The organism is Streptomyces sp. H27-C3 (assembly GCF_030063415.1).
GTDB lineage: Bacteria > Actinomycetota > Actinomycetes > Streptomycetales > Streptomycetaceae > Streptomyces.
The window spans coordinates 45,696-66,989 of sequence record NZ_JASITA010000035.1; the positions used below are offsets into that span (position 1 = coordinate 45,696).

Genomic DNA, 21,294 nt, shown 5'->3' on the forward strand with positions numbered 1-21,294 from the left:
GACTAGCCGAGCGGCAGGCCCTTCAGCGGCAGCTGGTCGGTCGGCAGGCCGCCGCCGGAGGGGAGTCCGCTGCCGGCGCCGGTCGCGGTGGACGCGGTCTCGCCGAGGATCTCGCCGGCGCTGCCCGCGACATCACCGGTCGCGTTCTGCGCGGCGGGGGTGGCCGTCTTGCTTGCCTTGCCTACGGTCTTGCCTGCGGTCGGTACGGCTTTCTTGACGGCCTTGCTGCCGGTGTCGCCCGCCACATCGGTGGACTTCTGTGCCGCACCGTCGACGGCGTTGCCTAGTCCGGCGCCGTCCAGTGCGGTCACGCCGCCCAGGTTGGGAGCCGCGGGAAGGTCCACGGCACTCGCGGAACCGGCCGCTCCGACCACGGGGGCTGCGCCGGCCGCGATGATCAGTGCGGCGCGGGCGATCCGACGGGCCAGGGGGAGGGACATGGTGCTCCTTAAACGGGAGAAGACGTTCGTGGACGCTGTCTTGTCCGGCGATCGGACGCACTGAACAACCCCTCGGGGGGAGGGGTTGGTTGCGGTACACCAAGGTAAAGAATTAGTAATGCGTCGCATTATCAGTTATGGATGAATACGGGCAAAAGAGCCGCCCCGAAATGGCCTGCCGTGCCGCCGGTTCCCTTTGTTCGCAGGGTTTTCTGGGGGTGGCGGGAAGGGGGCGTGCGGCCTGCCGCGAATAGCGGAACCGAGAGGGGCCGCTTACCTCTTTCGAGTGGCCGTCCGCACTATTGCGCGGTGCTGATCCGGACCTCTGCCGGGCCGGATGCGGCGCCCTTCGCCTCGCTCCACGCCTTCCCGGAATCCCCCGCGGTCCACACCCGGCCCCCGTAGGTGACGCGTTCGATGCGCAACGCGGACGAGTGGGCGACCGCCCAGTGGGCCAGCTCCCAGCCGCGCCGCTCCCCGCCCGCTCCCCGGGCCGTCCCCGCGACGCCCGCCGCCTGAGTGGGCACCGGGACGGTCACGGTCGCCTTCGCCGTGGAGCCGCCGAGATTCGCGGTGGCCCCGGCGCCCACCGCCCGGGTCCCGGGCAGTACATCGGACCCGAAGTCCCGCACCAGCGCGGCCCGTACGTCGGCCGGCTTACCCACCTGCGCGTCCCGCGCCGCCGTACAGGTGAGGGATGCGGGGGAGCGGCCGGTGAGCGCGGCGGCCAGCAGCGCGGCGTCCGGCTCGTGCTTCGCGTACGCCTGCGGGAAGCCGCTGCGCTGGACGCGCTGGGCGGCGACGGTCAGCGGCAGCCGCGAATAGCCGGGCACCTTCTCCAGGTACTCGTAGAACTTCCCCGCCGAGTAGCCGGGGTCCAAGATCTGTTTCTCGGTGCCCCAGCCCTGCGAGGGGCGCTGCTGGAACAGGCCGAGCGAGTCGCGGTCGCCGTGCTTGATGTTGCGCAGCGCCGACTCCTGGAGCGCGGTCGCCAGCGCGATCGTCACCGCGCGCTCGGGCAGCCCTCGCGAGGTGCCCACGGCGGAGATCGTCGCGGCGTTGACGGCCTGCTCGGGGCTGATCTCGTACGTCGCCCCGTCGCCCTCCGCCGGGCGCACGGTGCAGCGGGGCGCGCCCCCGCCGCCGGTCACGTACTGCGCCACCAGGTACCCGGCCAGGGCGAGCAGCACGGCGACACCCGCCGCTATGCGGAGGGCGCGGCCACGGCGGTTGGAAACGGTGGACTCAGACACGTGGCCAAAGGTACTGGAGGCGAGTGAAGAGCCTGCTGGGTCCCACTGCTTCGGACCGCTCCGGGGCGGAGCGTTAGGCTCGGGGCCATGCCCGAAACCCCGCTCGACCTCGCTCTGGACGCCCCCGCGCTGACCGCCCGGCTCGTCGACTTCCGGTCGGAGAGCGGCAACGAGAAGCCCCTCGCCGACGCGGTCGAGGAGGCGCTGCGTGCCCTGCCGCACCTCACCGTCGACCGGTACGGCAACAACGTGGTGGCCCGCACGAACCTGGGGCGCGCCGAGCGGGTCATCCTGGCCGGGCACATCGACACCGTCCCGATCGCCGATAATGTGCCCTCGCGGCTCGACGAGAACGGCGTCCTGTGGGGCTGCGGCACCAGCGACATGAAGTCCGGGGTCGCCGTCCAGCTGCGTATCGCGGCGACCGTCCCCGCGCCCAACCGGGACCTGACCTTCGTCTTCTACGACAACGAGGAGGTCGCCGCCCACCTCAACGGCCTCGGCCATGTCGCCGAGGCGCACCCGGACTGGCTGGCGGGCGACTTCGCCGTACTCCTTGAGCCGTCCGACGCGCAGGTCGAGGGCGGCTGCCAGGGCACGCTGCGGGTTCTGTTGAGGACGGCGGGGGAGCGGGCGCACTCGGCACGCGGCTGGATGGGCTCCAACGCGATCCACACGGCCGCCCCGATCCTGGCGCGGCTGGCGGCGTACGCGCCGCGGCGGCCGGTCATCGACGGCCTGGAGTACCGCGAGGGCCTCAACGCGGTGAAGATCGAGGGCGGGGTCGCGGGCAATGTCATCCCCGACGCCTGCACGGTGTCGGTCAATTTCCGTTACGCGCCCGACCGCAGCGCCGACGAGGCGCTGGCGCACGTCCGGGACGTCTTCGCGGACTGCGACATCGCGGAGTTCGTGGTGGACGACCACTCGGGTGCGGCCCTGCCGGGCCTCTCGCACCCGGCCGCCGCCGCGTTCATGGCCGCGGTGGGCGGCACCGCGCAGCCCAAGTTCGGCTGGACGGACGTCTCACGCTTCAGCGCGCTCGGCGTGCCCGCGGTGAACTACGGGCCCGGTGACGCGCTCTTCGCGCACAAGCGGGACGAGCACGTCGCCGTGGAACGCATCACGCACTGCGAAGAGCGACTCCGCACCTGGCTGACCGCCTGAATTTCACTTTTCGTCACGTCTGTGGACCTACCCTGACCGGACAACGTTCGGCAGCGGAGGGAGTACGGCATGACGATTCCTGAGGAGGAGCGGGCACCCGACGAGCAGCGGCTCGGTCCGGTGCTGCGCCGCCGCGACCAGGTCCAGCCCGGCACCACGGACCAGCGGCTGCTGGACACCGAGGGCGACTCCGAGTGGGTGCACACCGACCCGTGGCGGGTCATGCGCATCCAGGCCGAGTTCATCGAGGGCTTCGGCGCACTCGCCGAACTGCCCAGTGCGATCAGTGTCTTCGGCTCGGCACGCACACCGCCGGGCAGCCCCGAGTACGAGACGGGCGTGGAGCTCGGCAGCGCCCTGGTCGAAGCGGGCTTCGCGGTGATCACGGGCGGCGGGCCCGGTGCGATGGAAGCGGCGAACAAGGGGGCCCGCGAGGCGAAGGGCGTCTCGGTAGGCCTGGGTATCGAGCTCCCCTTCGAACAGGGGCTCAACCAGCACGTCGACATCGGCGTGAACTTCCGGTACTTCTTCGTCCGCAAGACGATGTTCGTCAAGTACGCGCAGGGTTTCGTGGTCCTGCCGGGCGGCCTGGGCACCCTCGATGAACTCTTCGAGGCCCTGACCCTGGTCCAGACCCAGAAGGTGACGCGGTTCCCGATCGTGCTCTTCGGCAAGGCGTACTGGGGCGGCCTGGTCGACTGGCTGCGGGACACGGCGGTGGCACAGGGCAAGGTGTCGGAGAAGGACCTGCTGCTGTTCCACGTGACGGACGACGTCAAGGAAGCGGTGGCGCTGGTGGCGGAGGAGACGGGGAAGTAGCGCGACCGCCAAGGGGCGGGGAGTGTGGGGCCGCTGCGCGGGGCTCTCCCCACCCCGCCCCTTCCCGAAGTCCTCAATCGCCGGGCCGGCCCAAAATCCGCCCCCCCCGCGATTGAGGACCGGGGTCCGGGGCGGAGGCCCACCACGCGGCGGCAGCCGCGAAATGTCATAGCGGGAAGGGGCGGGTAGGGGGCAGCTCCCCGCAGCGGCCTCCCCGCCCCTCCCCGCCCCGGCATCCGGCCCACGCGTCCGCCCCCGGCTACACCAGCCCGCGTCGGGCGACCGCCGGCGGCCGGTGCCCCGCGATCGACGCCACCATGTCCAGCACCTGCTTCGTCTCCGCGACCTCGTGCACCCGGTACACCCGCGCCCCCAGCCACGCCGAGACCGCCGTCGTGGCCAGCGTCCCGATGACCCGTTCCTTCACCGGCTTGTCGAGCGTCTCGCCGACGAAGTCCTTGTTGGACAGGGAGACGAGGACGGGCCAGCCCGTCGAGACCATCTCCTCCAGTCGGCGCGTCGCCTCCAGGCTGTGCCGGGTATTCTTGCCGAAGTCGTGCCCCGGATCGATCATGATCGCGTCGCGCCGCACGCCCAGATCCGCCGCGCGCTCGGCCAGACCGAGCGTGACGCCGAGGATGTCGGCCATCACGTCCGGGTACGCGATCCGGTGCGGCCGCGTCCGCGGCTCCGCGCCGCCCGCGTGCGTACAGACCAGGCCCACGTCGAATCGGGCCGCGACCTCCGCCAGCTTGGGATCGACCCCGCCCCACGCGTCGTTGAGCAGATCCGCCCCCGCCTCGCAGACCGCCTCGCCGACATCGTGCCGCCAGGTGTCGACGCTGATCACCACGTCCGGGTGGCGCCTGCGCACCTCGGCCACGAATCCGACCGTGCGCCGCGCCTCCTCCTCGGCGCTCACGTCCTCGCCGGGGCCGGCCTTCACCCCGCCGATGTCGACGATCGCGGCGCCCTCGGACACCGCCTGCTCGACCCGGGCGAGCGCGGGCTCGTCGTGGAAGGTCGCGCCCTGGTCGTAGAAGGAGTCCGGGGTCCGGTTCACGATCGCCATGATCACCGGTTCGTGCGCGTCGAACCCGCGCTGTCCCAGCCTGAGCACCGTGTTTCCTCCTCGCATCGGTCGCCTGCGACCTTAACTGTCAGTCCCGCATGGCACGATCGGGGCTGGACAGTTTCCGCTCTGCGCGTGGCCCGGGGAGACGCTCGTGTTCTTGTTCTTGGTGGTGGCGATGGTCGTGGTGGTCGCCGCGGTCACCCTCGCCGTGGTCGGCAGCGACAGTGGCGGCGTGCTGCCCGACGCGGCGCCCGATCACCTGGTGGACCCGCTGCCCGCGACGCGCCCGGTGGGCCGCGCGGATATTGAGGCCCTGCGTCTGCCGCTGGCCGTGCGGGGATATCGGATGTCGGACGTCGACGAGGTCCTCGGCAGAGTGGGCGCCGAGCTGGCCGAGCGGGACGCGCGGATCGCCGAGCTGGAGGTGGCGCTGGCCGGCCTGCAGGCCGACGCCATAGGCGGCCTCGACCTCTACAAGCGCACCGGCGAGGAGCCGAGCTCATGACGGACGCCGGCGGCGTCGCGGCGGGCCCTGACGGCGGCCTCCGCTGCCCCTGGGGCCTCTCCACCGAGGACTACGTCGCGTACCACGACGAGGAGTGGGGCCGCCCGGTCCACGGCGACGACGCGCTGTACGAGCGGCTCTGCCTGGAGGCCTTCCAGTCCGGCCTGTCCTGGCTGACGATCCTGCGCCGGCGCGAGGGCCTCCGTACCGCCTTCGCCGATTTCAAGATCGCTTCGGTGGCGGCCTTCACGGACACCGATGCCGCCCGGCTGCTCGCCGACCCCGGAATCATCCGCAATCGCGCCAAGATCGAAGCCACCCTCGCGAACGCCAGGACGCTCGCCGACTGGCCGGCCGGCGAGCTCGATACGCTGATCTGGTCGCACGCCCCGGATCCCGCGACGCGCCCGGCGCCCCGCACGATCTCGGACGTCCCGGCGATCACCGCGGAGTCCACCGCGCTCTCCAAGGGCCTCAAGAAGCGCGGCATCCGCTTCGTCGGCCCGACCACGGCGTACGCCCTGATGCAGGCCTGTGGCCTGGTCAATGACCATCTGGTGCGCTGCGTGGCCCGCGAGGCGCCGCGCATAGCCCCCTGAGCGTCCGGAGCGGTGTCCGGCGGGCTCAGGGGGCCGGGGACGCGGGCGTCCGGCAGTTCCTAGCGGCCCAGGTACGTCGGCTTGGTCTTCCCGACGAAGGCCTGAACGGCGATGGTGTGGTCCTCCGACGCGCCCGCCCTCGCCTGGAGTTCGTCCTCCTTCTCCAGCGTCTCGCTCAGGGTGTGGCCCGCCCCGTACGCCAGGGACTCCTTGAGCGCGGCATAGGCGAGCGTCGGGCCGACGGCCAGTGCGCGGGCGACGGCCGCGGCCTCGGTGGCCAGGTCGGCTGCGGGCACCAGCTTGTTGGCGATGCCCAGGTCGTAGGCCTGCTGAGCGCTGATCGAGCGCGGGAAGAGCAGCAGGTCGGCGGCGCGGCTCTGGCCGATCAGACGCGGCAGGGTCCACGAAACGCCCGAGTCGGCGGTGAGTGCGACCCCGGCGAAGGACGTGTTGAACGAGGCCGTGTCGGCGACGACCCGGTAGTCCGCGGCGAGGGCGAAACCGAAGCCCGCGCCCGCCGCCACGCCGTTGATCCCGGCGACGACCGGCTTCGGCATCCCGGTCAGGGCGCGCACGACGGGGTTGTAGTGCTCGTGCACGGTGCTCATGGTGTTGCCGGTGCCCGCCTCGCGGTCCGCGGTGAGCATGGAGATGTGCTCCTTGAGATCCTGGCCCACGCAGAAGGCCCGCCCGGTGGCGGTGAGCAGCACCGCGCGCACCGCCGTGTCCGCCCCCGCGGCCTGCACCGCGTCACGCAGGGCGACCTTCGCCGCGGTGTTCATGGCGTTCATGGCATCGGGACGATTGATCGTGATCGTCGCGAGTCCGGCGGTCACCTCGTAGAGCACGGTGTCGGCCATCAGTAGGTCCCCTTTTGCGGCTCGGGCAGGCATGTCGAGCCCAGCATGGCGGAGATCCGGGGACGTGGGCATGTGACGTGTGTCTAACAAACCGGGGCCCAGGAGCGGCCGACAGCGGCGAAGTATCGCAGCCGTACCGCCGAATTGCGGCGTTTTGAGAGAGCGCGTTGCACAAGCGATGCCGACTGATGTTGGTCATTGGGTCCTGGGATGCGGGATAATGGCCTGGAAGCAATGTGTTCGATGCCGGTGACACCTGGGTTGTCGGCTGCGATGAGCTGGTTTCAGGAAGGGGAACGAGCATGGCGGCCATGAAGCCGCGGACGGGCGACGGCCCGCTCGAGGTGACCAAGGAGGGGCGGGGCATCGTCATGCGCGTTCCGCTCGAAGGCGGCGGGCGACTTGTCGTCGAGCTGACTCCGGACGAGGCCGATGCCCTCGGCGACGCTCTGAAGAAGGTCGTCGGCTGACGCGGAACGCGCCCAGACACTTCGGGCTACGGGGCTGGACCCCGATCAACACTGTCACTGCCCCGGTACGCACACAGCGTCCCGGGGCAGTGGTGTGTCCTGGGGGCGGCGCCCCGGGCGCGTCGAGCCCGGTCAAGATCCCCGGCGGCGGGTCCGTGCAGGCGCAGGGGAGTGGGGAGCCGTGCTGAGCGGCGTACGGCGGCTCTCAGCGGCGTACGGCCCTCAGCGGCGTACGGCGCAGAGCAGCCCGTCGCCGACCGGCAGCAGCGTCGGCATCAGCCCGCGGCTCTCCCGGACGGCGCGCAGCAGTTCACGCAGCCGCTGCACCTCGGGCGCCTGGGCCGAGGAATCGACCGTACGGCCGTCGGCGAAGACACCTTCGAAGACGACGATCCCGCCCGGCCGCAGCAGGCGCAACGATTCAGCGAGATAGTCCATGTACTCGAGCCGGTCGCCGTCGCAGAAGACGAGGTCGTAACCGCCGTCGGCGAGCCGCGGCAGCACATCGAGGGCGCGGCCCGGAATGAAACGCGCCCGATTGCTCGCGAAACCCGCGGCGCGGAAGGCCTCACGGGCGAACTGCTGCCACTCCGGCTCCGGATCCACGGTGGTCAGTACGCCGTCGGGCCGCATCCCGTGCAACAAGTAGCTGCCGGAAATGCCGGTGCCCGTCCCGATCTCGGCCACCGACTTGGCGTCCGACGTGGCCGCGAGCAGCCGCAGCGCGGCGCCGGTGCCGGGGGTCACCGAGCGGATCCCTGCCTCCCGGGCCCGATCACGAGCCCAGCGCAGGGCCTCGTCCTCGGCGACATAGGCGTCGGCGAACGCCCAGTTCGTCTGCCGGTTGGCGGTAATGGCCCTCTCCTGTCCCCGTAGTTCGCGCAACGGTGACTGTATCCGTTGGTGTCGGGAACCCGCAGATGGGACCGGGCGTTATGAAGAGAGAGGGAAGCGTGGATGTGGACCGTATGCGAGTTCCAAATTCACGTAAAGACGCTTATCCGGAGCTAACGGGCGAGGTGGCTATGGTAGGGGCTCCACTGGACACCACCAGAGCCGACAGGGGAGGTGCGGCTGCGACCGGTGACCGCAAGGGAGCGCTGAAGCGCTTCCTCAGGTCGACGGGCGAGCCGAAATCCGTGACCGACAATGCTGACAGCTCCCGCTCCGCTGCCTCCGTACAGACCGCGACGTTCGCCTCAGATGCGGAATCTCAAGCGTGGACACCTCCCTCGTGGGAGGAGATCGTCAGCACGCACAGCGGCCGTGTCTACCGCCTCGCTTACCGTCTGACCGGCAATCAGCACGATGCCGAAGACCTCACGCAAGAGGTATTCGTCCGTGTCTTCCGCTCGCTGTCGACCTACACCCCCGGCACCTTCGAGGGCTGGCTCCACCGCATCACCACCAACCTGTTCCTGGACATGGTCCGGCGCAAGCAGCGGATCCGTTTCGACGCGCTCGGCGACGACGCGGCGGAGCGGCTGCCGAGCCGTGAGCCGTCCCCGCAGCAGGTTTTCAACGACTCCCACTTCGACGCGGACGTGCAGCAGGCGCTGGACACTCTCGCGCCCGAGTTCCGTGCCGCAGTCGTTCTCTGTGACATCGAGGGCCTTTCCTACGAGGAGATCGCCGCGACGCTGGGCGTCAAGCTCGGCACCGTGCGCAGCCGTATCCACCGCGGCCGCTCCCACCTGCGCAAGGCCCTGCAGCACCGGTCTCCCCAGGCGCGCGCCGAGCAGCGCTCCTTCGCGACGGTGGGCCATGGCATCCCTGTGGTGGGCGGAGAGGGCGGAGCCGAGTGAGTGGCACCCGACCGACCCCCGCGGAACAGCATCTCGGCGACCGGCTCGCGGCTCTGGTGGACGGCGAGCTGAGCCATGACGTCCGTGAGCGTGTCCTGTCGCATCTGGCGTCCTGCACGAAATGCAAGACCGAGGCCGACTCCCAGCGCAGGCTCAAGAGCGTCTTCTCGCAGGCGGCACCGCCACCCCCCTCCGAGGGGCTGCTCGCGCGGCTCCAGGGGCTGCCCGGTGGGCCCGGAGGTGACGGCCGTGACGAGGAAAGGCCGTTCGGCGGCGGGGGCTTCGGAAACGGGGTCTTCGGAGTCGACGAGCGAAGAATGAGTTTCGGCGGGCCCTTCGGTTATGAACCGGCCGGGGCGCATTCCGGGCCCCTCCCGGAAACGGCGCGCCGGCGTGGGTTCCGCATTCACGACGTGGGCCGCTCCGACGCGGAGCGCTCCGGCGGACGGGGCTGGCGATTCGCCTTCGTGGCGGCGAGCGCGGTCTCGCTCGCGGCGATCGCGCTCGGCGGCGCCATGCCGCTGGGATCCACACCCGAGACCAATGCCAGGGGCGAAGGCTCCGGCAGTGTCACACCGATGCGCACCACCGGCCCTGCGGGCGTCACACCCGAGAACAGCCGCCGTCAGGGCGGCGGGAGCGGCCTGCTCGCGCTGTCCGGCTCCGGCAGCCGCTCGGCCTCGGCCCTTGCTCCGGCCGCCGCGTCGACCTCGGCCCTTGCTTCGGCCGCCGCGTCGACCTCGGCCACCGCGCCGCCGTCCGTGCTCCTCGGAGCGCGACCGAGCCCGGGGCAGGGTCACTCCATGACGCACCCCATGACGCATCCGTTCTCGGCACCGGCACCGGCGCTGTCCGCGGTCTCTCCGCTGCCGTTGATACGTCCGTCGGGATCGGCTCCGTCGTTCATCAACGCCTCCACCCATGGCCCGGCGATGGCGCTCTCGCCGCCGCCCACTCAGTCGGCGGTCCCGGCCAAGTCCGGACTGCCTGTTTCCCGCTGACGCCGACCGGCTCCTGCGCGGTCCTTCACAAACCTGGTTGAATCCCTGGAAGGGGCCCTTCACGGGGCGCGGCGAACAAGGTGGCACTGCCCAAGCGGCGTGCTCATGGGGTTGCGGGGAGAGCATGGACGAGGGCAAGCCCGCGGGGCCGAAGGCGAAGTGGTGGAGCCGTCCGGCGAGTGCACGCAGCGCGAGCGCGGATGCGAGCGCGAATGCGGATTCGAATGTGGGGACAGTGGCTGCGGCTGATGCTGACGCACCCCGAGAGGCTGACCCCGCTGACCCCGCTGACCCCGCTGACCCCGCAGACCCCGCAGACCCCGCGGTGGCCGCCGAGCCGGGCCCGCCGGTAGCCAGGTCTGCCGAGCCGTCGCAGCGGATACCGGAGCCCGCGGACCAGCCGCAGCCGCGCCACGCCCCCGATCCCTACAGCACACCGCCGTACGGCGGCCCAGGACCCTGGGCGCTCGCGCCGCCGGTGCAGCGCCCGGTTCCGGTTCCGACGCCGCGGGGCGCACCTGTGGCGAACGGCGCGGGTGTTCCCACACAGCCGCCCCCGCCGTACGCGGAGCAGCCCCAGCAGGAGCCGCACACCCCTGACCAACCGCAGCCGCCGCGGCACCTCCACCAGCCCCAGCCCTCCCCCCACCCAAACCAGCCGCCCCAGTGGCTCCAGTACGACCCCTGGGGCGCCCCCCAGGAGGCGCTGACCCATCACGGCGGCCCCGGGGCCCCGGGTGCCAGCGGCGGTTCCGGGCGCGGCAAGGGGGGCCGGCGCGGCACGCTGCTGGTCGGGGCGCTGCTCATCGCGCTGACCGCCGGTGGCGTCGGTGGCGGCATCGGTGCGTACATCGAGCGCAACGGCGGGCTCACCACCGTCGAGCTGCCCCAGGCCGCCAAGGCGGGAGACGCCGAGGGCAAGGGACGCGCCCCCGACAGCGTCGCGGGCATCGCCGCCAGTGCGCTGCCCAGCGTCGTCACCCTGCACGTCAGCGGCGCCGGAGAGCAGGGCACGGGCACTGGCTTCGTCCTTGACGGGCAGGGGCACATCCTCACCAACAACCATGTCGTGGAGCCCGCCGGGACCGGCGGCACCATCACGATCACCTTCAGCGGAGGCGAGACCGCCAAGGCGAAGGTCGTCGGCAAGGACAGCGGTTACGACTTGGCGGTCGTCAAGGTCACCGGGGTCGCGGGCCTCAAGCCGCTACCCCTGGGCAACTCCGACAACGTGCAGGTCGGCGACCCGGTCGTGGCCATCGGCGCCCCCTTCGACCTCCAGAACACCGTGACCTCCGGCATCATCAGCGCCAAGGAGCGCCCCATCACCGCGGGCGGTGAGAAGGGCGACGGCAGCGATGTCAGCTATGTGAACGCGCTACAGACCGACGCTCCGATAAATCCTGGCAATTCCGGTGGCCCACTGCTGGACTCCGAGGCCCATGTCATCGGCGTGAACAGCGCGATACGCGCCGCGGACACCGGCTCGGGCCTCGAAGGCGGCCAGGGCGGCAGCATCGGCCTGGGCTTCGCGATCCCCATCAACCAGGGCAAGCGCGTCGCCGAAGAGCTGATCAACAAGGGCAGGGCGACCCACCCGGTCATCGGCGTCACCCTCGACATGCAGTACACGGGCGACGGCGCCCGGGTCGGCACCAAGGGCAGCGACGGACCGGCCGTGACACCCGACGGCCCCGGCGCGAAGGGCGGGATCCGGCCGCGCGACGTCATCACCGAGGTGGACGGGCAGCGGGTGCACAACGGCCAGGAGCTGATCGTCAAGATCCGCGCCCACCGGCCGGGAGACCGGCTGGAACTGACCGTGACGCGAGGTGGCAGGAAACAGGCCATCACGGTCACGCTCGGTTCGGCGGACGGCACCTGAGCGAATGCGTCGACACCCACCTGGGTGTTACGTGAAGGTACCGTCCGGACAGATTGGCCAGGTACCGTAGACCGGGCCCGCACCGGTCCCCTGCCTGCGGCGCGGAGGTCCACTCGACCTGCGGGCGCGGAGAGTCAAGGAGCAGCAAGGTGTTCAGTGACATAGGCGCACTCGAGCTGGTGACACTCGTGGTCCTTGCTGTCCTGATCTTCGGCCCGGAGAAACTGCCGAAGCTCATTCAGGACGCCTCGGCCATGATCCGTAAGATCCGCGAGTTCTCCGACAGTGCGAAGAACGACATCCGTTCCGAACTGGGCCCGGAATTCAAGGACTTCGATTTCGAGGACCTCAACCCCAAGACCTTTGTCCGTAAGCAGCTGATGGGCAATGACGACCTGGGGCTGGAAGAGATCCGTAGCAGCTTCGACCTCAAGGGCGAGATGGCCGAGGTCGCGGACGCGGTGCACGGCCGCGACACTGCTTCGTCGGCCAAAACCACCTCCGGTGCGGCGAGCCCGACCACGGCGTCGAATGGCTCGTCCGGCACTCCCGACCTGCTCAAGAAGCGCGAAAAGCTCGATCAGGGCGAGCGCCCGCCCTTCGACGCGGACGCCACCTGAGGCCTGCCCTTCCGGACGAGTCGCGGTGAGGTGGCTATCCTCCATCTGTCCGGTGGTGAGGACGCCCGAGGGGGGCGGGCCGTGCCGGACGTCGACGATCGAGGAGGCGGCCGGGTAGATGGAGACCACGAGTCGGGTAGGAGCACAGGGAATTTCCGGTGCCCCCAGCATGTCCACGGCGGAGGGGGTGCCAGCAGCCCGGCGAACGGTCGACGGCTATCTGCGGGCACCCTTCCCCTGGTACGGACTGGATGAGGCATTCACCGGACCGCGCTGGCTGATGCAGGTCGGCACCGCGGCGGACGGGGCCGTGCAGCACGGTTCCACGGGCCACGGCGAAGAGCCGTCGATACGAGCCGACGACGGCCAGGAAAAGGAACGCTTCGCGGTCGTCGTGACCGTCGCCAGCAGCCCCGTGCGGCGCAGCGGCGACGGTACGGGCGTGCTGGAGGCCACTTCGGTCTCCTCGGCCGCCTGGCTGGCAGGCTCGGGCCTGCTGTCGTCGACCTGGCCAGCGCAGCTGGACCACACACTGCGCGACGACTGGCTGGACCAGCAGACGGAGGCGGCCTTCGAGCTGGCCGACGACCTGTCCGGGCCCGACTGGTCGACGCTGTCGCTCCCGGTGGACGGTGTGCCGACGTCCTTCCACTACCGCGAGTCCGAGTTCGGCTGGGTGCTGGCGGGCTCGGCGGAGGCAGGCGTGCACCTCGGGGCGTACGGACGCGGAATGAGCGCGTACGGCCTGGGCTTCTCGGTGGTCAAGGACATCACGTCGTACGAGTGACACCCACCTGAGTGACCGAATGGGTGAGGGGCGACCGCCATGGCAGTCGCCCCTTACCCAGCTGTACGGGTCGGTCCTCTAGAACTTGTTGCGCGGGGTGATGCCCAGCGACATGCCCGACAGGCCGCGAGCGCGGCCGCCCAGCTTGCCGGCGATGGCGCGCAGCGCCGCGCCGGCGGGGGAGTCGGGGTCGCTCAGCACGATCGGCTTGCCCTCGTCGCCGCCCTCACGCAGGCGTACGTCGATGGGGATGGAGCCCAGCACCGGCACATTGGTGCCGGTCGTCTTCGTGAGCCCTTCGGCGACCGACTGGCCGCCGCCCGTCCCGAAGATGTCGACCATCTCGTCGCAGTGCGGGCAGGGCATGCCCGACATGTTCTCGACGACGCCGACGATCTTCTGGTGGGTCTGTACGGCGATGGAACCGGCGCGCTCGGCCACCTCCGCCGCGGCCTGCTGCGGCGTGGTGACCACGAGGATCTCGGCGTTCGGCACGAGCTGCGCCACCGAGATCGCGATATCGCCGGTGCCCGGGGGCAGGTCCATCAGGAGTACGTCCAGGTCGCCCCAGTACACGTCCGCGAGGAACTGCTGGAGTGCGCGGTGCAGCATCGGGCCGCGCCACACGACCGGCGCGTTGCCCGGGGTGAACATCCCGATCGAGATGACCTTCACGCCGTGCGCGGACGGCGGCATGATCATGTTCTCGACCTGGGTGGGCCTGCCCTCGGCCCCCAGCATGCGCGGCACGCTGTGCCCGTAGATGTCCGCGTCCACGACGCCGACCTTCAGCCCGTCCGCCGCCATCGCGGCGGCCAGGTTCACCGTCACCGAGGACTTGCCGACGCCGCCCTTTCCGGAGGCGACCGCGTACACCCGGGTCAGCGAGCCCGGCTGCGCGAAAGGGACCTCTCGCTCGGGGGTGCCGCCGCGCAGCGCGCCCGCGAGTTCCTTGCGCTGCTCGTCGCTCATCACGTCGAGTTCGACGGAGACGCTTGTCACACCCTCGACGCGCTCGACCGCCTCACGCACGTTGTTGGTGATGGTCTCGCGCATCGGGCAGCCGGAGACGGTGAGATAGATGGCGACGGCAACCGCGCCGTCCGCCCCGATCTCCACCGATTTGACCATGCCGAGTTCAGTGATCGGTTTGTGGATCTCGGGGTCGTTCACCGTCGCCAGTGCTTCGCGCACCGCGTCTTCCATAGCCATACAACCGATGGTACGGCGCGCACTCCCGCTCCGGGAAAGCCCTGTCAGCGGTCGCCTTCGTCACGCTCGGAAGAGGTCACCGGCGGGAATAGACTGCGCCGCTCCTCCATCTCCTTGACCAGGTCCTGGAGTTCCGAGCGAATCCAGTCGCGGGTGGCGACCTCGCCCAGCCCCATGCGCAGCGAGGCGATCTCCCGGGTCAGGAACTCCGTGTCGGCGATGGAACGCTCGCTCTCCTTGCGGTCCTGCTCATGGGTGATCCGGTCCCGGTCGTCCTGGCGGTTCTGCGCGAGGAGGATCAGCGGGGCGGCGTACGACGCCTGGAGGGACAGCATCAGGGTCAGGAAGATGAACGGGTACTGGTCGAAGCGCAGGGCGTCGGGCGCGTAGATGTTCCAGATCACCCACAGGATGATGATCAGCGTCATCCAGACGATGAAGCGCCCGGTGCCCAGGAACCGCGCGATCCTCTCGGAGAACCGGCCGAACGCCTCCGGGTCGTACTCCGGCAGCAGCCGCTTGCGGGCCGGTCGCGGCTGATCCAGGCGTACGCGGGAGGCGCGCGGCAGGGCGGTCGAGCCGGTCGTCGATGACGTCCTGGCGCGCTCCTTGGCGTTGCTGCCCCGGTCACTGCCCACGGCCGGCCTCCCCCTCGTGGAATTCCGTCTCGCGCCAGTCCTCGGGCAGCAGATGGTCGAGCACGTCGTCGACGGTGACCGCGCCGAGCAGCGATCCGCTCTCGTCCACGACCGGGGCGGCGACCATGTTGTACGCGGCGAGATAGCTGGTCAGGGCCGGCAGTGGCGTGTTGGGCGCCAGCGGCGGCAGATCGGTGTCAATGAGCGAGCTGACCAGTGTGAACGGCGGGTCCCTCAGCAACCGTTGGAAGTGGACCATGCCCAGGTACTTGCCGGTCGGCGTCTCGTCGGGCGGCCGACATACGTAGACCTGCGCGGCCAGCGCCGGGGAGAGGTCCTGCTGACGCACGCGCGCGAGGGCGTCGGCGACCGTCGCGTCGGGCCGCAGCACGATCGGCTCGGTCGTCATCAGACCGCCGGCCGTCCGCTCCTCGTACGACAGCAGCCGCCTGACGTCGGCGGCGTCGTCGGGCCGCATCAGTTCGAGGAGTCGCTCCTTGTCCGCCTCGGGCAGTCCGGAGAGCAGGTCGGCTGCGTCATCCGGGTCCATCGCCTCCAGGACGTCCGCCGCGCGCTCCTCTTTGAGCTTGCCGAGGATCTCCACCTGGTCGTCGTCGGGCAGCTCTTCGAGTACGTCGGCGAGTCGGTCGTCGTCGAGCGCGGAGGCCACCTCGACGCGGCGCTTGGGAGTCAGGTGGTGCAGGGCGTTGGCGAGGTCGGCGGGGCGCAACTGCTCGAAGGTGGCCAGGAGGCTCTCCGCGCCCTGTCCGTGCTCCTCCAGCGAGAAGCCGGTCACGGCGGACCACTCGACCGTCAGCGTCTCTCCACGGCGCCGTAGCGCCCCGCTCTTGCCCTTGCGTACGAAGACCTTGTCGATCTCCCAGTCGCGGCGGGCGGGCAACTGCACGATCGCCACGTCGAGGACCGTCACTTCCTCGTCCCCGTCCACCAACTGCACGCGGCGGTCCAGGAGTTCGCCGAGGACCAGACGTTCGGTCGGGCGCTGCTCGAAGCGGCGCATGTTGACCACACCGGTCGTGATGACCTGGCCGGACTCGACACCGGTCACCCGGGTCATGGGCAGGAAGATCCGTCGCCGACTGACGCCCTCGACGACCAGTCCGAGCAGCCGCGGCGGCTTGCGGCCGACCCGCAACATCGCCACCAGGTCGCGGACCCGGCCGACCTGATCGCCGTTGGGGTCGAAAACGGCCGTTCCCGCGAGGTGCGAGACGAATACGCGGGGGGCGCCTGACGCCATGCGGTGCGCCTCCCTCTCTTCACGCGAACCGGTCACGCGAATCTTTGTGCAAGTGGTTGGATTCCGGGTTCAGGCTAGCCCGTGCCGGTCCGGGCCGCTTCGGCGGAGCGTCCGGACGGCTCTGCGCCGAGCGACGTAGTGGGCACAGGTACGCTGCCTGCTGCCACCCGGACACCCGCATGAGAGGCAGTGCGCCTGTGACTGCATTTCCCCAGGCCGCCCGAGCCCGTAGGGCCGCACTCCTCGGCGTCGTGTGCGCCGGGCTGGCCGCGGGGCTCACCGCGTGCGGCGAGGATCCGGACGAGGGGACCAACGGGGTGGGCAAGCTCTCCGCCTCGGCGATCGAGGGCCGGGCGCGGGAAGCGGCGCGTGACGCGGAGGCGGTGCGGCTGTCCGGCACGGTCGTCAGCAAGGGGCGCTCGTACAAGCTCGACATGCGCCTCAAGAAGGGCGGCGGGACGGGCTCCGTCACCTCCAAGGGCACGATGTTCGAGCTGCTGCGCATCGACGACGAGCTCTTCATGAAGGCCGGCGCGGCCTTCTGGGACCATGGGAGTGCGCCCAGCAAGTCCGACGAGGCGGCGGCGGGCAAGCTGGAGGACAAGTACGTGAAGGTGCCGGATGGCGACCCCGCGTACGACCAGCTGCGGGGCTTCACGGACAAGGACATCCTGCTGGACGGGCTGCTCGGGCTGCACGGCGCGCTGAGCAAGGGCGCGCGCGACGAGGTCGGTGGCATCCGCACGATTCAGGTCAACGGCGGTGGGGGCGAGGGCGGCAAGCTCGCCGTCGCCCTCCAGGGCAGGCCCTATCCGCTCCAGCTGGAGCGGGCGGGGGGCGCGGGGGTCGTGCGGCTCGCGGACTGGGACCGGGACTTCACGCTGGCCGCGCCGGACAAGGACGAGACGGTGGACTACGGGCAGCAGCTTCCGCGGGGGAGTGGCTGAGCGGGGGCGGTGGGGGGTGGCGTGGCTGGTGCGGTGCGGTGTGGCTGGTGCGGGTGGGCCGCGCGGGGCTGTTCCCCTACCCGCCCTTCCCACAACTGGGGCTCCGCCCCAGACCCCCGGTCCTCGAACGCCGGACGCGCTGAAATGCGCAGGTCCGAAGCCCTGCTGCGCGTCAGCGCTTCTTGCGGCGTAGCAGCAGCCTCGGCAGTGCCTCCGGGGCCGGTTGGCGGGTCGTTGCGGCCGTGGGGAGTGGTGCCGCTGCCAGTGAGGTGTTCGGCAGGTCCGTCGTCATGCTCCGCGGCTCCAGGCGCAGCACCCGGCACTCGCGGGCCCAGCGCTCCGTCATCACCTCTACGTCGGGCGCGTTCAGCCGCTTGCCCTTGAGCTCCGCGACCGCCGCCTTCCACGACTCCGAGTCCGGTGTCTGCTCGGTCACGGCGGCCGTCCAGGCGACGAGCCGGCCGCCCTTGTCCTTGCTGCGTACGGTCACCTCGGCGCTCTCCCCGTCGACGAGCCCGGGAAAGGGCTGCTCACCGGGGCCGTCCCCGACGACGTACACACCGCCCTCGTGCCATACGTGCCAGAGCGCCCGCGCCGGTCCGGTGCCCTGCGCCCAGATGAGCCCGGACTTCTTGGTGGCCTCCTCGACGAGGGCCTGGTCGAGCAAGGTCTGCGTCATGGGCCGAAGTTTAGAGGAGGGAGGAGGAGGAAGGGAGGGGCACTGGGGGACAGTTCCGTTTATACGGAACGCGCCTTACCATATGCCTGTGTCCGCAACCACCCGCCGCACCGGCGTCCGATCCACCACGCCCGGCGCGCTGCCCGGCGCCACGCCCGCCCCGATACCCGGGCCGCACACCGCGCCCCGTATCGATGTCGTGCTGCTCGGCGTCGCCGTCGCGAGCGTCTCGTTCTCGGCGCCGCTCATCGCCGCGACCGCCGCCCCCGCGCTGGCCATCGCCTTCTGGCGCAATGCCATGGCGGTCGGCGTACTGACCCCCGTGGCGCTGCTCAAGTGCCGTGCCGAGCTGCGCCACTTCGGCCGCAGGCCGCTGCTCCTCGCTCTCTCCGCCGGGGCGCTCCTCGCCCTGCACTTCGGGCTCTGGCTGCCCAGCCTGCGGATGACCTCCGTCGCGTCGTCGACCGCGCTCTGCACCACCACCCCGATCTGGACGACGCTGCTGCTGCGCATGCGGGGCCACCGGCCGCCCCGCATGGTGTGGGCCGGGACCCTCCTCGCCGTCGTCGGCGTGGTCATCCTCACCGGGGTCGACCTGACGCTGTCGCCGCGCGCCCTGGCGGGCGACGCGCTCGCGCTCGGCGGTGGCATCGCGGCCGCCGGGTACGTGCTGCTCGGGGCCGAGGTGCGGCGCACGGCGAGCACGACGGCGTACACCTTCATCTGCTACTCGACGACCGCCCTGATCCTGCTCGGAATCTGTCTCGCGTCGGGCGTCGAGCTCGGCGGATACGACGCGACGACCTGGGTCCAGCTCGCCGCGCTGACCGCCGTCGCGCAGCTCCTCGGCCACTCGCTCTTCAACCGCGTCGTCTCCACCCTCGGCCCGTCCGTCACCTCGACGGTGATCCTGCTCGAGACGCCGGGCGCGGCCCTGATCGCCGCCCTCTGGCTGGGGCAGCAGCCACCGATCGCTGCCTACCCCGCCCTGTTGGTGATCATGGCCGGCCTGGCGCTGGTCGTCAGAGCCAGCCGTTCCGCTTGAGGGTGCGGTGGATGCCGAAGCAGACGACCGCGATGCTGGCGAGGACCAGCCCGTAGCCGTACTTCCACTTCAGCTCCGGCATGTGCTCGAAGTTCATCCCGTAGACCCCGCAGATCATCGTCGGCACGGCGATGATCGCCGCCCAGGACGTGATCTTCCGCATGTCCTCGTTCTGCGCGACCGTCGCCTGCGCGAGGTTCGCCTGGAGGATCGAGTTCAGCAACTCGTCGAAGCCGATGACCTCTTCGTGCACGCGCGCGAGGTGGTCGGCAACGTCGCGGAAGTACTTCTGGATGTTCGGGTCGATCAGCCGCATCGGCCGCTCGCTGAGCTGCTGCATCGGCCGCAGCAGCGGTGAGACGGCCCGCTTGAACTCCAGCACCTCGCGCTTGAGCTGGTAGATCCGCCCCGCGTCCGAACCGCGCGGGCCCCCCTTGTCGGGCGCCGAGAAGACATCGATCTCGACCTCGTCGATGTCGTCCTGCATGGCGGCGGCGACCGCGATGTACCCGTCCACGACATGGTCGGCGATCGAGTGCAGCACCGACGACGGTCCTTTGGCGAGCAGCTCGGGGTCGTCCTGGAGCCGGTGGCGCAGCGCGCGCAGCGAACCCTGGCCGCCGTGCCGCACGGTGATCACGAAGTCCTGGCCGGTGAAACACATCACCTCACCGGTCTCCACGACCTCGCTGGTGGCGGTCAGTTCGGCATGATCGACGTAGTGGATCGTCTTGAAGACGGTGAAGAGCGTGTCGTCGTACCGCTCCAGCTTGGGCCGCTGGTGCGCGTGCACGGCGTCCTCCACGGCCAGCGGGTGCAGCCCGAACTCGGCCGCGATACCGGCGAATTCGGCCTCGGTCGGCTCGTGCAGACCGATCCAGGCGAAGCCGCCGCCCTCCCGGACGCGGGTCATCGCCTCGTGCGGGGTGAGGTGCTCGGTGCCCCTGGCCCGACGCCCGTCGCGGTAGACCGCGCAGTCGACGACCGCGCTGCTGGCGGACGGGTCGCGGGTGGCGTCGTAGTTGCTGTAGACAACGCTGCTCTTGCGCAGCGAGGGGCGGACTGCTGCGCGCAGGTCACGGATCATCGACATGGCGGGCTCCTTCACGGAGAAGCCGTCTGCGAGGCGTGGCGCGGCCCGGAATGGAGACGTTCGGGCCACCGCGTCGGGGCTCCGTACGTCGGCAAAGCGGGCGGCACCGCAGGGACGCGGTGACGGCGTTCGCTCAGACACGGATCAGGCAAAAACGAAGTGCTCTTCCGTCGCGCGAAATACCGTGCGCCCCATAGGTTTCACCGGTTGTCGGCCGGGTACGAAGGGCTTCAGAGCGCCGGGAATGCGGGCTGTACGGAAGAGCGATTGGTACTACCGGGTCGACTTCGATGCACCGCAGCCCCACCTCCTCCAGCCGGTCCCCCTTGAGGGACGACGTGACGTCCGGGCTCGAAAGCCACGCTTCTGCGTGCTGCCCTGACCAGCGGCCCAGACTATCAGCCCACTGATGTGTCAAGTCCTCCCTTTGCGCGTTCCGTATGCGGCCCCGCGCCCCGCCGCAGGCCTCCGCGGTCGCGCCCGGTGCGCCCGCGCGGCCCTTTCGCACGCGTCCTATGCTCGCGGCATGGGAGATGTTCTTGCGCTGGTGGAAGCCCGGTTGCGTACGGCTTTGGGCGAACCGGACGCGCGCGCCGCTGTCACGTTCCTCGGTACGGACCGCGTCGAGGTACTGCGCTTCGTGGACGGCGACATCGTGCGCTACGCCACCCTCGGCATGTCGGCCGCGCCGATGGCCGACCCGACCGCGACGCTCGCCGATCCGCTGACCGGGCCGCGCGCCGAGCTGGTCCTTTCGGTACGGGCCGGGGCGGCCGACACCGACAAGGTGCTGCGCCCGCTCGCGGTCCTGGCCGCCTCGCCGCAGGTCGAGGGCGTGGTGGTGGCCTCGGGCGCCTCGCTCGACGTGGGTGAACCGCTGTGGCCGGGGGCGCCGTTCAGCTCCGTGCTCGTCGCGGAGTCCGGCGGTCTGATCGAGGACCTGGAGCTGGACGGGCCGATGGACCCCGTGCGGTTCCTGCCGGTGCTGCCAATGACGCCGAACGAGGCGGCGTGGAAGCGGGTCAAGGGCGCGCAGGAACTCCAGGAGCGCTGGCTGACGCACGGTACGGACCTGCGCGACCCGCTGCGCACGTCCGTGCCGCTGGACTGAGCCCCCGCCCGGCGGGGGGAGC

23 protein-coding genes are annotated in these 21,294 nt (G+C 70.7%); 13 read left to right on the forward strand and 10 right to left on the reverse strand.

Annotated elements, in window-relative coordinates; genetic code table 11:
- Positions 1 to 2: 2 nt before the first annotated feature.
- On the reverse strand, positions 3 to 440 hold the full coding sequence (locus QMK30_RS28685; RefSeq protein WP_283521240.1) for an ATP-binding protein: 438 nt from the start codon (positions 438 to 440) through the stop codon (positions 3 to 5).
- Between the two features lie 299 nt (positions 441 to 739).
- Positions 740 to 1,693 (reverse strand): VldE C-terminal domain-containing protein, encoded by a 954-nt coding sequence (locus tag QMK30_RS28690; protein ID WP_283521241.1) that lies wholly within the window; start codon positions 1,691 to 1,693, stop codon positions 740 to 742.
- Positions 1,694 to 1,780: 87 nt separating this feature from the next.
- Here QMK30_RS28690 and dapE point away from each other — a divergent pair, with 87 nt between their 5' ends.
- Positions 1,781 to 2,860 (forward strand): succinyl-diaminopimelate desuccinylase, encoded by a 1,080-nt coding sequence (dapE, locus tag QMK30_RS28695; protein ID WP_283521242.1) that lies wholly within the window; start codon positions 1,781 to 1,783, stop codon positions 2,858 to 2,860.
- Between the two features lie 69 nt (positions 2,861 to 2,929).
- Complete coding sequence (locus QMK30_RS28700) at positions 2,930 to 3,679, forward strand: LOG family protein (protein WP_283521243.1); 750 nt, start codon at positions 2,930 to 2,932, stop codon at positions 3,677 to 3,679.
- A 259-nt stretch (positions 3,680 to 3,938) separates the two neighbouring features.
- On the opposite strand, the gene folP is transcribed toward QMK30_RS28700, so the two are convergent.
- Positions 3,939 to 4,799 carry a dihydropteroate synthase gene (folP, locus tag QMK30_RS28705; RefSeq protein WP_283521244.1) on the reverse strand — a complete coding sequence of 287 codons (861 nt, stop codon included), beginning with the start codon at positions 4,797 to 4,799 and terminating at the stop codon, positions 3,939 to 3,941.
- 106 nt (positions 4,800 to 4,905) lie between these two features.
- Between folP and QMK30_RS28710 the strand changes: the two genes are divergently transcribed.
- Complete coding sequence (locus QMK30_RS28710) at positions 4,906 to 5,259, forward strand: DivIVA domain-containing protein (RefSeq protein WP_283521245.1); 354 nt, start codon at positions 4,906 to 4,908, stop codon at positions 5,257 to 5,259.
- Positions 5,256 to 5,858 carry a DNA-3-methyladenine glycosylase I gene (locus QMK30_RS28715; RefSeq protein WP_283521246.1) on the forward strand — a complete coding sequence of 201 codons (603 nt, stop codon included), beginning with the start codon at positions 5,256 to 5,258 and terminating at the stop codon, positions 5,856 to 5,858. The genes QMK30_RS28710 and QMK30_RS28715 overlap by 4 nt, the downstream gene beginning before the upstream one ends.
- Before the next feature lie 59 nt (positions 5,859 to 5,917).
- On the opposite strand, the gene chcB is transcribed toward QMK30_RS28715, so the two are convergent.
- On the reverse strand, positions 5,918 to 6,718 hold the full coding sequence (gene chcB / locus QMK30_RS28720) for a 2-cyclohexenylcarbonyl CoA isomerase (RefSeq protein ID WP_283521247.1): 801 nt from the start codon (positions 6,716 to 6,718) through the stop codon (positions 5,918 to 5,920).
- A gap of 302 nt (positions 6,719 to 7,020) precedes the next feature.
- On the opposite strand from chcB, the gene QMK30_RS28725 reads away from it, so the two are divergent.
- Positions 7,021 to 7,188, forward strand: a complete 168-nt coding sequence (locus QMK30_RS28725; RefSeq protein ID WP_003966491.1) for a DUF3117 domain-containing protein — start codon at positions 7,021 to 7,023, stop codon at positions 7,186 to 7,188.
- 222 nt (positions 7,189 to 7,410) lie between these two features.
- Here the strand turns inward: QMK30_RS28725 and QMK30_RS28730 are convergent, their stop codons facing one another.
- Positions 7,411 to 8,073, reverse strand: a complete 663-nt coding sequence (locus tag QMK30_RS28730) for an O-methyltransferase (RefSeq protein WP_283521248.1) — start codon at positions 8,071 to 8,073, stop codon at positions 7,411 to 7,413.
- Positions 8,074 to 8,213: 140 nt separating this feature from the next.
- Here QMK30_RS28730 and sigE point away from each other — a divergent pair, with 140 nt between their 5' ends.
- The 5 genes from sigE to QMK30_RS28755 all read left to right on the forward strand — a co-directional run bounded on the left by sigE (position 8,214) and on the right by QMK30_RS28755 (position 13,286).
- Complete coding sequence (sigE, locus tag QMK30_RS28735) at positions 8,214 to 8,993, forward strand: RNA polymerase sigma factor SigE (RefSeq protein ID WP_283521249.1); 780 nt, start codon at positions 8,214 to 8,216, stop codon at positions 8,991 to 8,993.
- The gene (locus QMK30_RS28740; protein ID WP_283521250.1) at positions 8,990 to 9,994 is read left to right on the forward strand and encodes an anti-sigma factor family protein; all 1,005 of its coding nucleotides are present in this window, start codon (positions 8,990 to 8,992) and stop codon (positions 9,992 to 9,994) included. Before sigE ends, QMK30_RS28740 begins: the two co-directional genes overlap by 4 nt.
- 124 nt (positions 9,995 to 10,118) lie before the next feature.
- Complete coding sequence (locus tag QMK30_RS28745; protein WP_283521251.1) at positions 10,119 to 11,879, forward strand: trypsin-like peptidase domain-containing protein; 1,761 nt, start codon at positions 10,119 to 10,121, stop codon at positions 11,877 to 11,879.
- 149 nt (positions 11,880 to 12,028) lie between these two features.
- Entirely contained in the window at positions 12,029 to 12,499 is a 471-nt protein-coding gene (locus tag QMK30_RS28750) for a sec-independent translocase (protein ID WP_283521252.1), read from the forward strand.
- A gap of 118 nt (positions 12,500 to 12,617) precedes the next feature.
- Entirely contained in the window at positions 12,618 to 13,286 is a 669-nt protein-coding gene (locus QMK30_RS28755; RefSeq protein ID WP_283521253.1) for a hypothetical protein, read from the forward strand.
- Positions 13,287 to 13,364: 78 nt separating this feature from the next.
- On the opposite strand, the gene QMK30_RS28760 is transcribed toward QMK30_RS28755, so the two are convergent.
- Genes QMK30_RS28760 through QMK30_RS28770 form a run of 3 tightly spaced genes read right to left on the reverse strand, consistent with a single transcriptional unit; the run spans position 13,365 to position 16,397 of the window.
- Positions 13,365 to 14,498 (reverse strand): Mrp/NBP35 family ATP-binding protein, encoded by a 1,134-nt coding sequence (locus QMK30_RS28760; RefSeq protein WP_283521254.1) that lies wholly within the window; start codon positions 14,496 to 14,498, stop codon positions 13,365 to 13,367.
- Positions 14,499 to 14,542: 44 nt separating this feature from the next.
- Complete coding sequence (locus QMK30_RS28765; protein ID WP_283521255.1) at positions 14,543 to 15,136, reverse strand: DUF1003 domain-containing protein; 594 nt, start codon at positions 15,134 to 15,136, stop codon at positions 14,543 to 14,545.
- Positions 15,126 to 16,397, reverse strand: coding sequence for a magnesium transporter MgtE N-terminal domain-containing protein (locus tag QMK30_RS28770; protein ID WP_283521256.1), 1,272 nt, complete (start codon positions 16,395 to 16,397; stop codon positions 15,126 to 15,128). The genes QMK30_RS28765 and QMK30_RS28770 overlap by 11 nt, the downstream gene beginning before the upstream one ends.
- A gap of 197 nt (positions 16,398 to 16,594) precedes the next feature.
- Here QMK30_RS28770 and QMK30_RS28775 point away from each other — a divergent pair, with 197 nt between their 5' ends.
- Positions 16,595 to 17,344 (forward strand): hypothetical protein, encoded by a 750-nt coding sequence (locus QMK30_RS28775; RefSeq protein ID WP_283521257.1) that lies wholly within the window; start codon positions 16,595 to 16,597, stop codon positions 17,342 to 17,344.
- A gap of 172 nt (positions 17,345 to 17,516) precedes the next feature.
- Here QMK30_RS28775 and QMK30_RS28780 read toward each other — a convergent pair whose 3' ends face one another.
- A complete protein-coding gene (locus tag QMK30_RS28780) occupies positions 17,517 to 18,023 on the reverse strand; it encodes a hypothetical protein (protein WP_283521258.1) in 507 nt (168 codons plus the stop codon).
- 82 nt (positions 18,024 to 18,105) lie between these two features.
- Here QMK30_RS28780 and QMK30_RS28785 point away from each other — a divergent pair, with 82 nt between their 5' ends.
- Positions 18,106 to 19,068, forward strand: coding sequence for a DMT family transporter (locus tag QMK30_RS28785; protein WP_283521259.1), 963 nt, complete (start codon positions 18,106 to 18,108; stop codon positions 19,066 to 19,068).
- Here QMK30_RS28785 and QMK30_RS28790 read toward each other — a convergent pair.
- Positions 19,046 to 20,161: a magnesium and cobalt transport protein CorA gene (locus QMK30_RS28790; RefSeq protein ID WP_283521260.1), complete on the reverse strand. Its 1,116-nt coding sequence runs from the start codon at positions 20,159 to 20,161 to the stop codon at positions 19,046 to 19,048. The two genes, QMK30_RS28785 and QMK30_RS28790, sit on opposite strands and share 23 nt — an antisense overlap.
- 526 nt (positions 20,162 to 20,687) lie before the next feature.
- On the opposite strand from QMK30_RS28790, the gene QMK30_RS28795 reads away from it, so the two are divergent.
- A complete protein-coding gene (locus tag QMK30_RS28795; RefSeq protein WP_283521261.1) occupies positions 20,688 to 21,272 on the forward strand; it encodes a suppressor of fused domain protein in 585 nt (194 codons plus the stop codon).
- Positions 21,273 to 21,294: the final 22 nt, after the last annotated feature.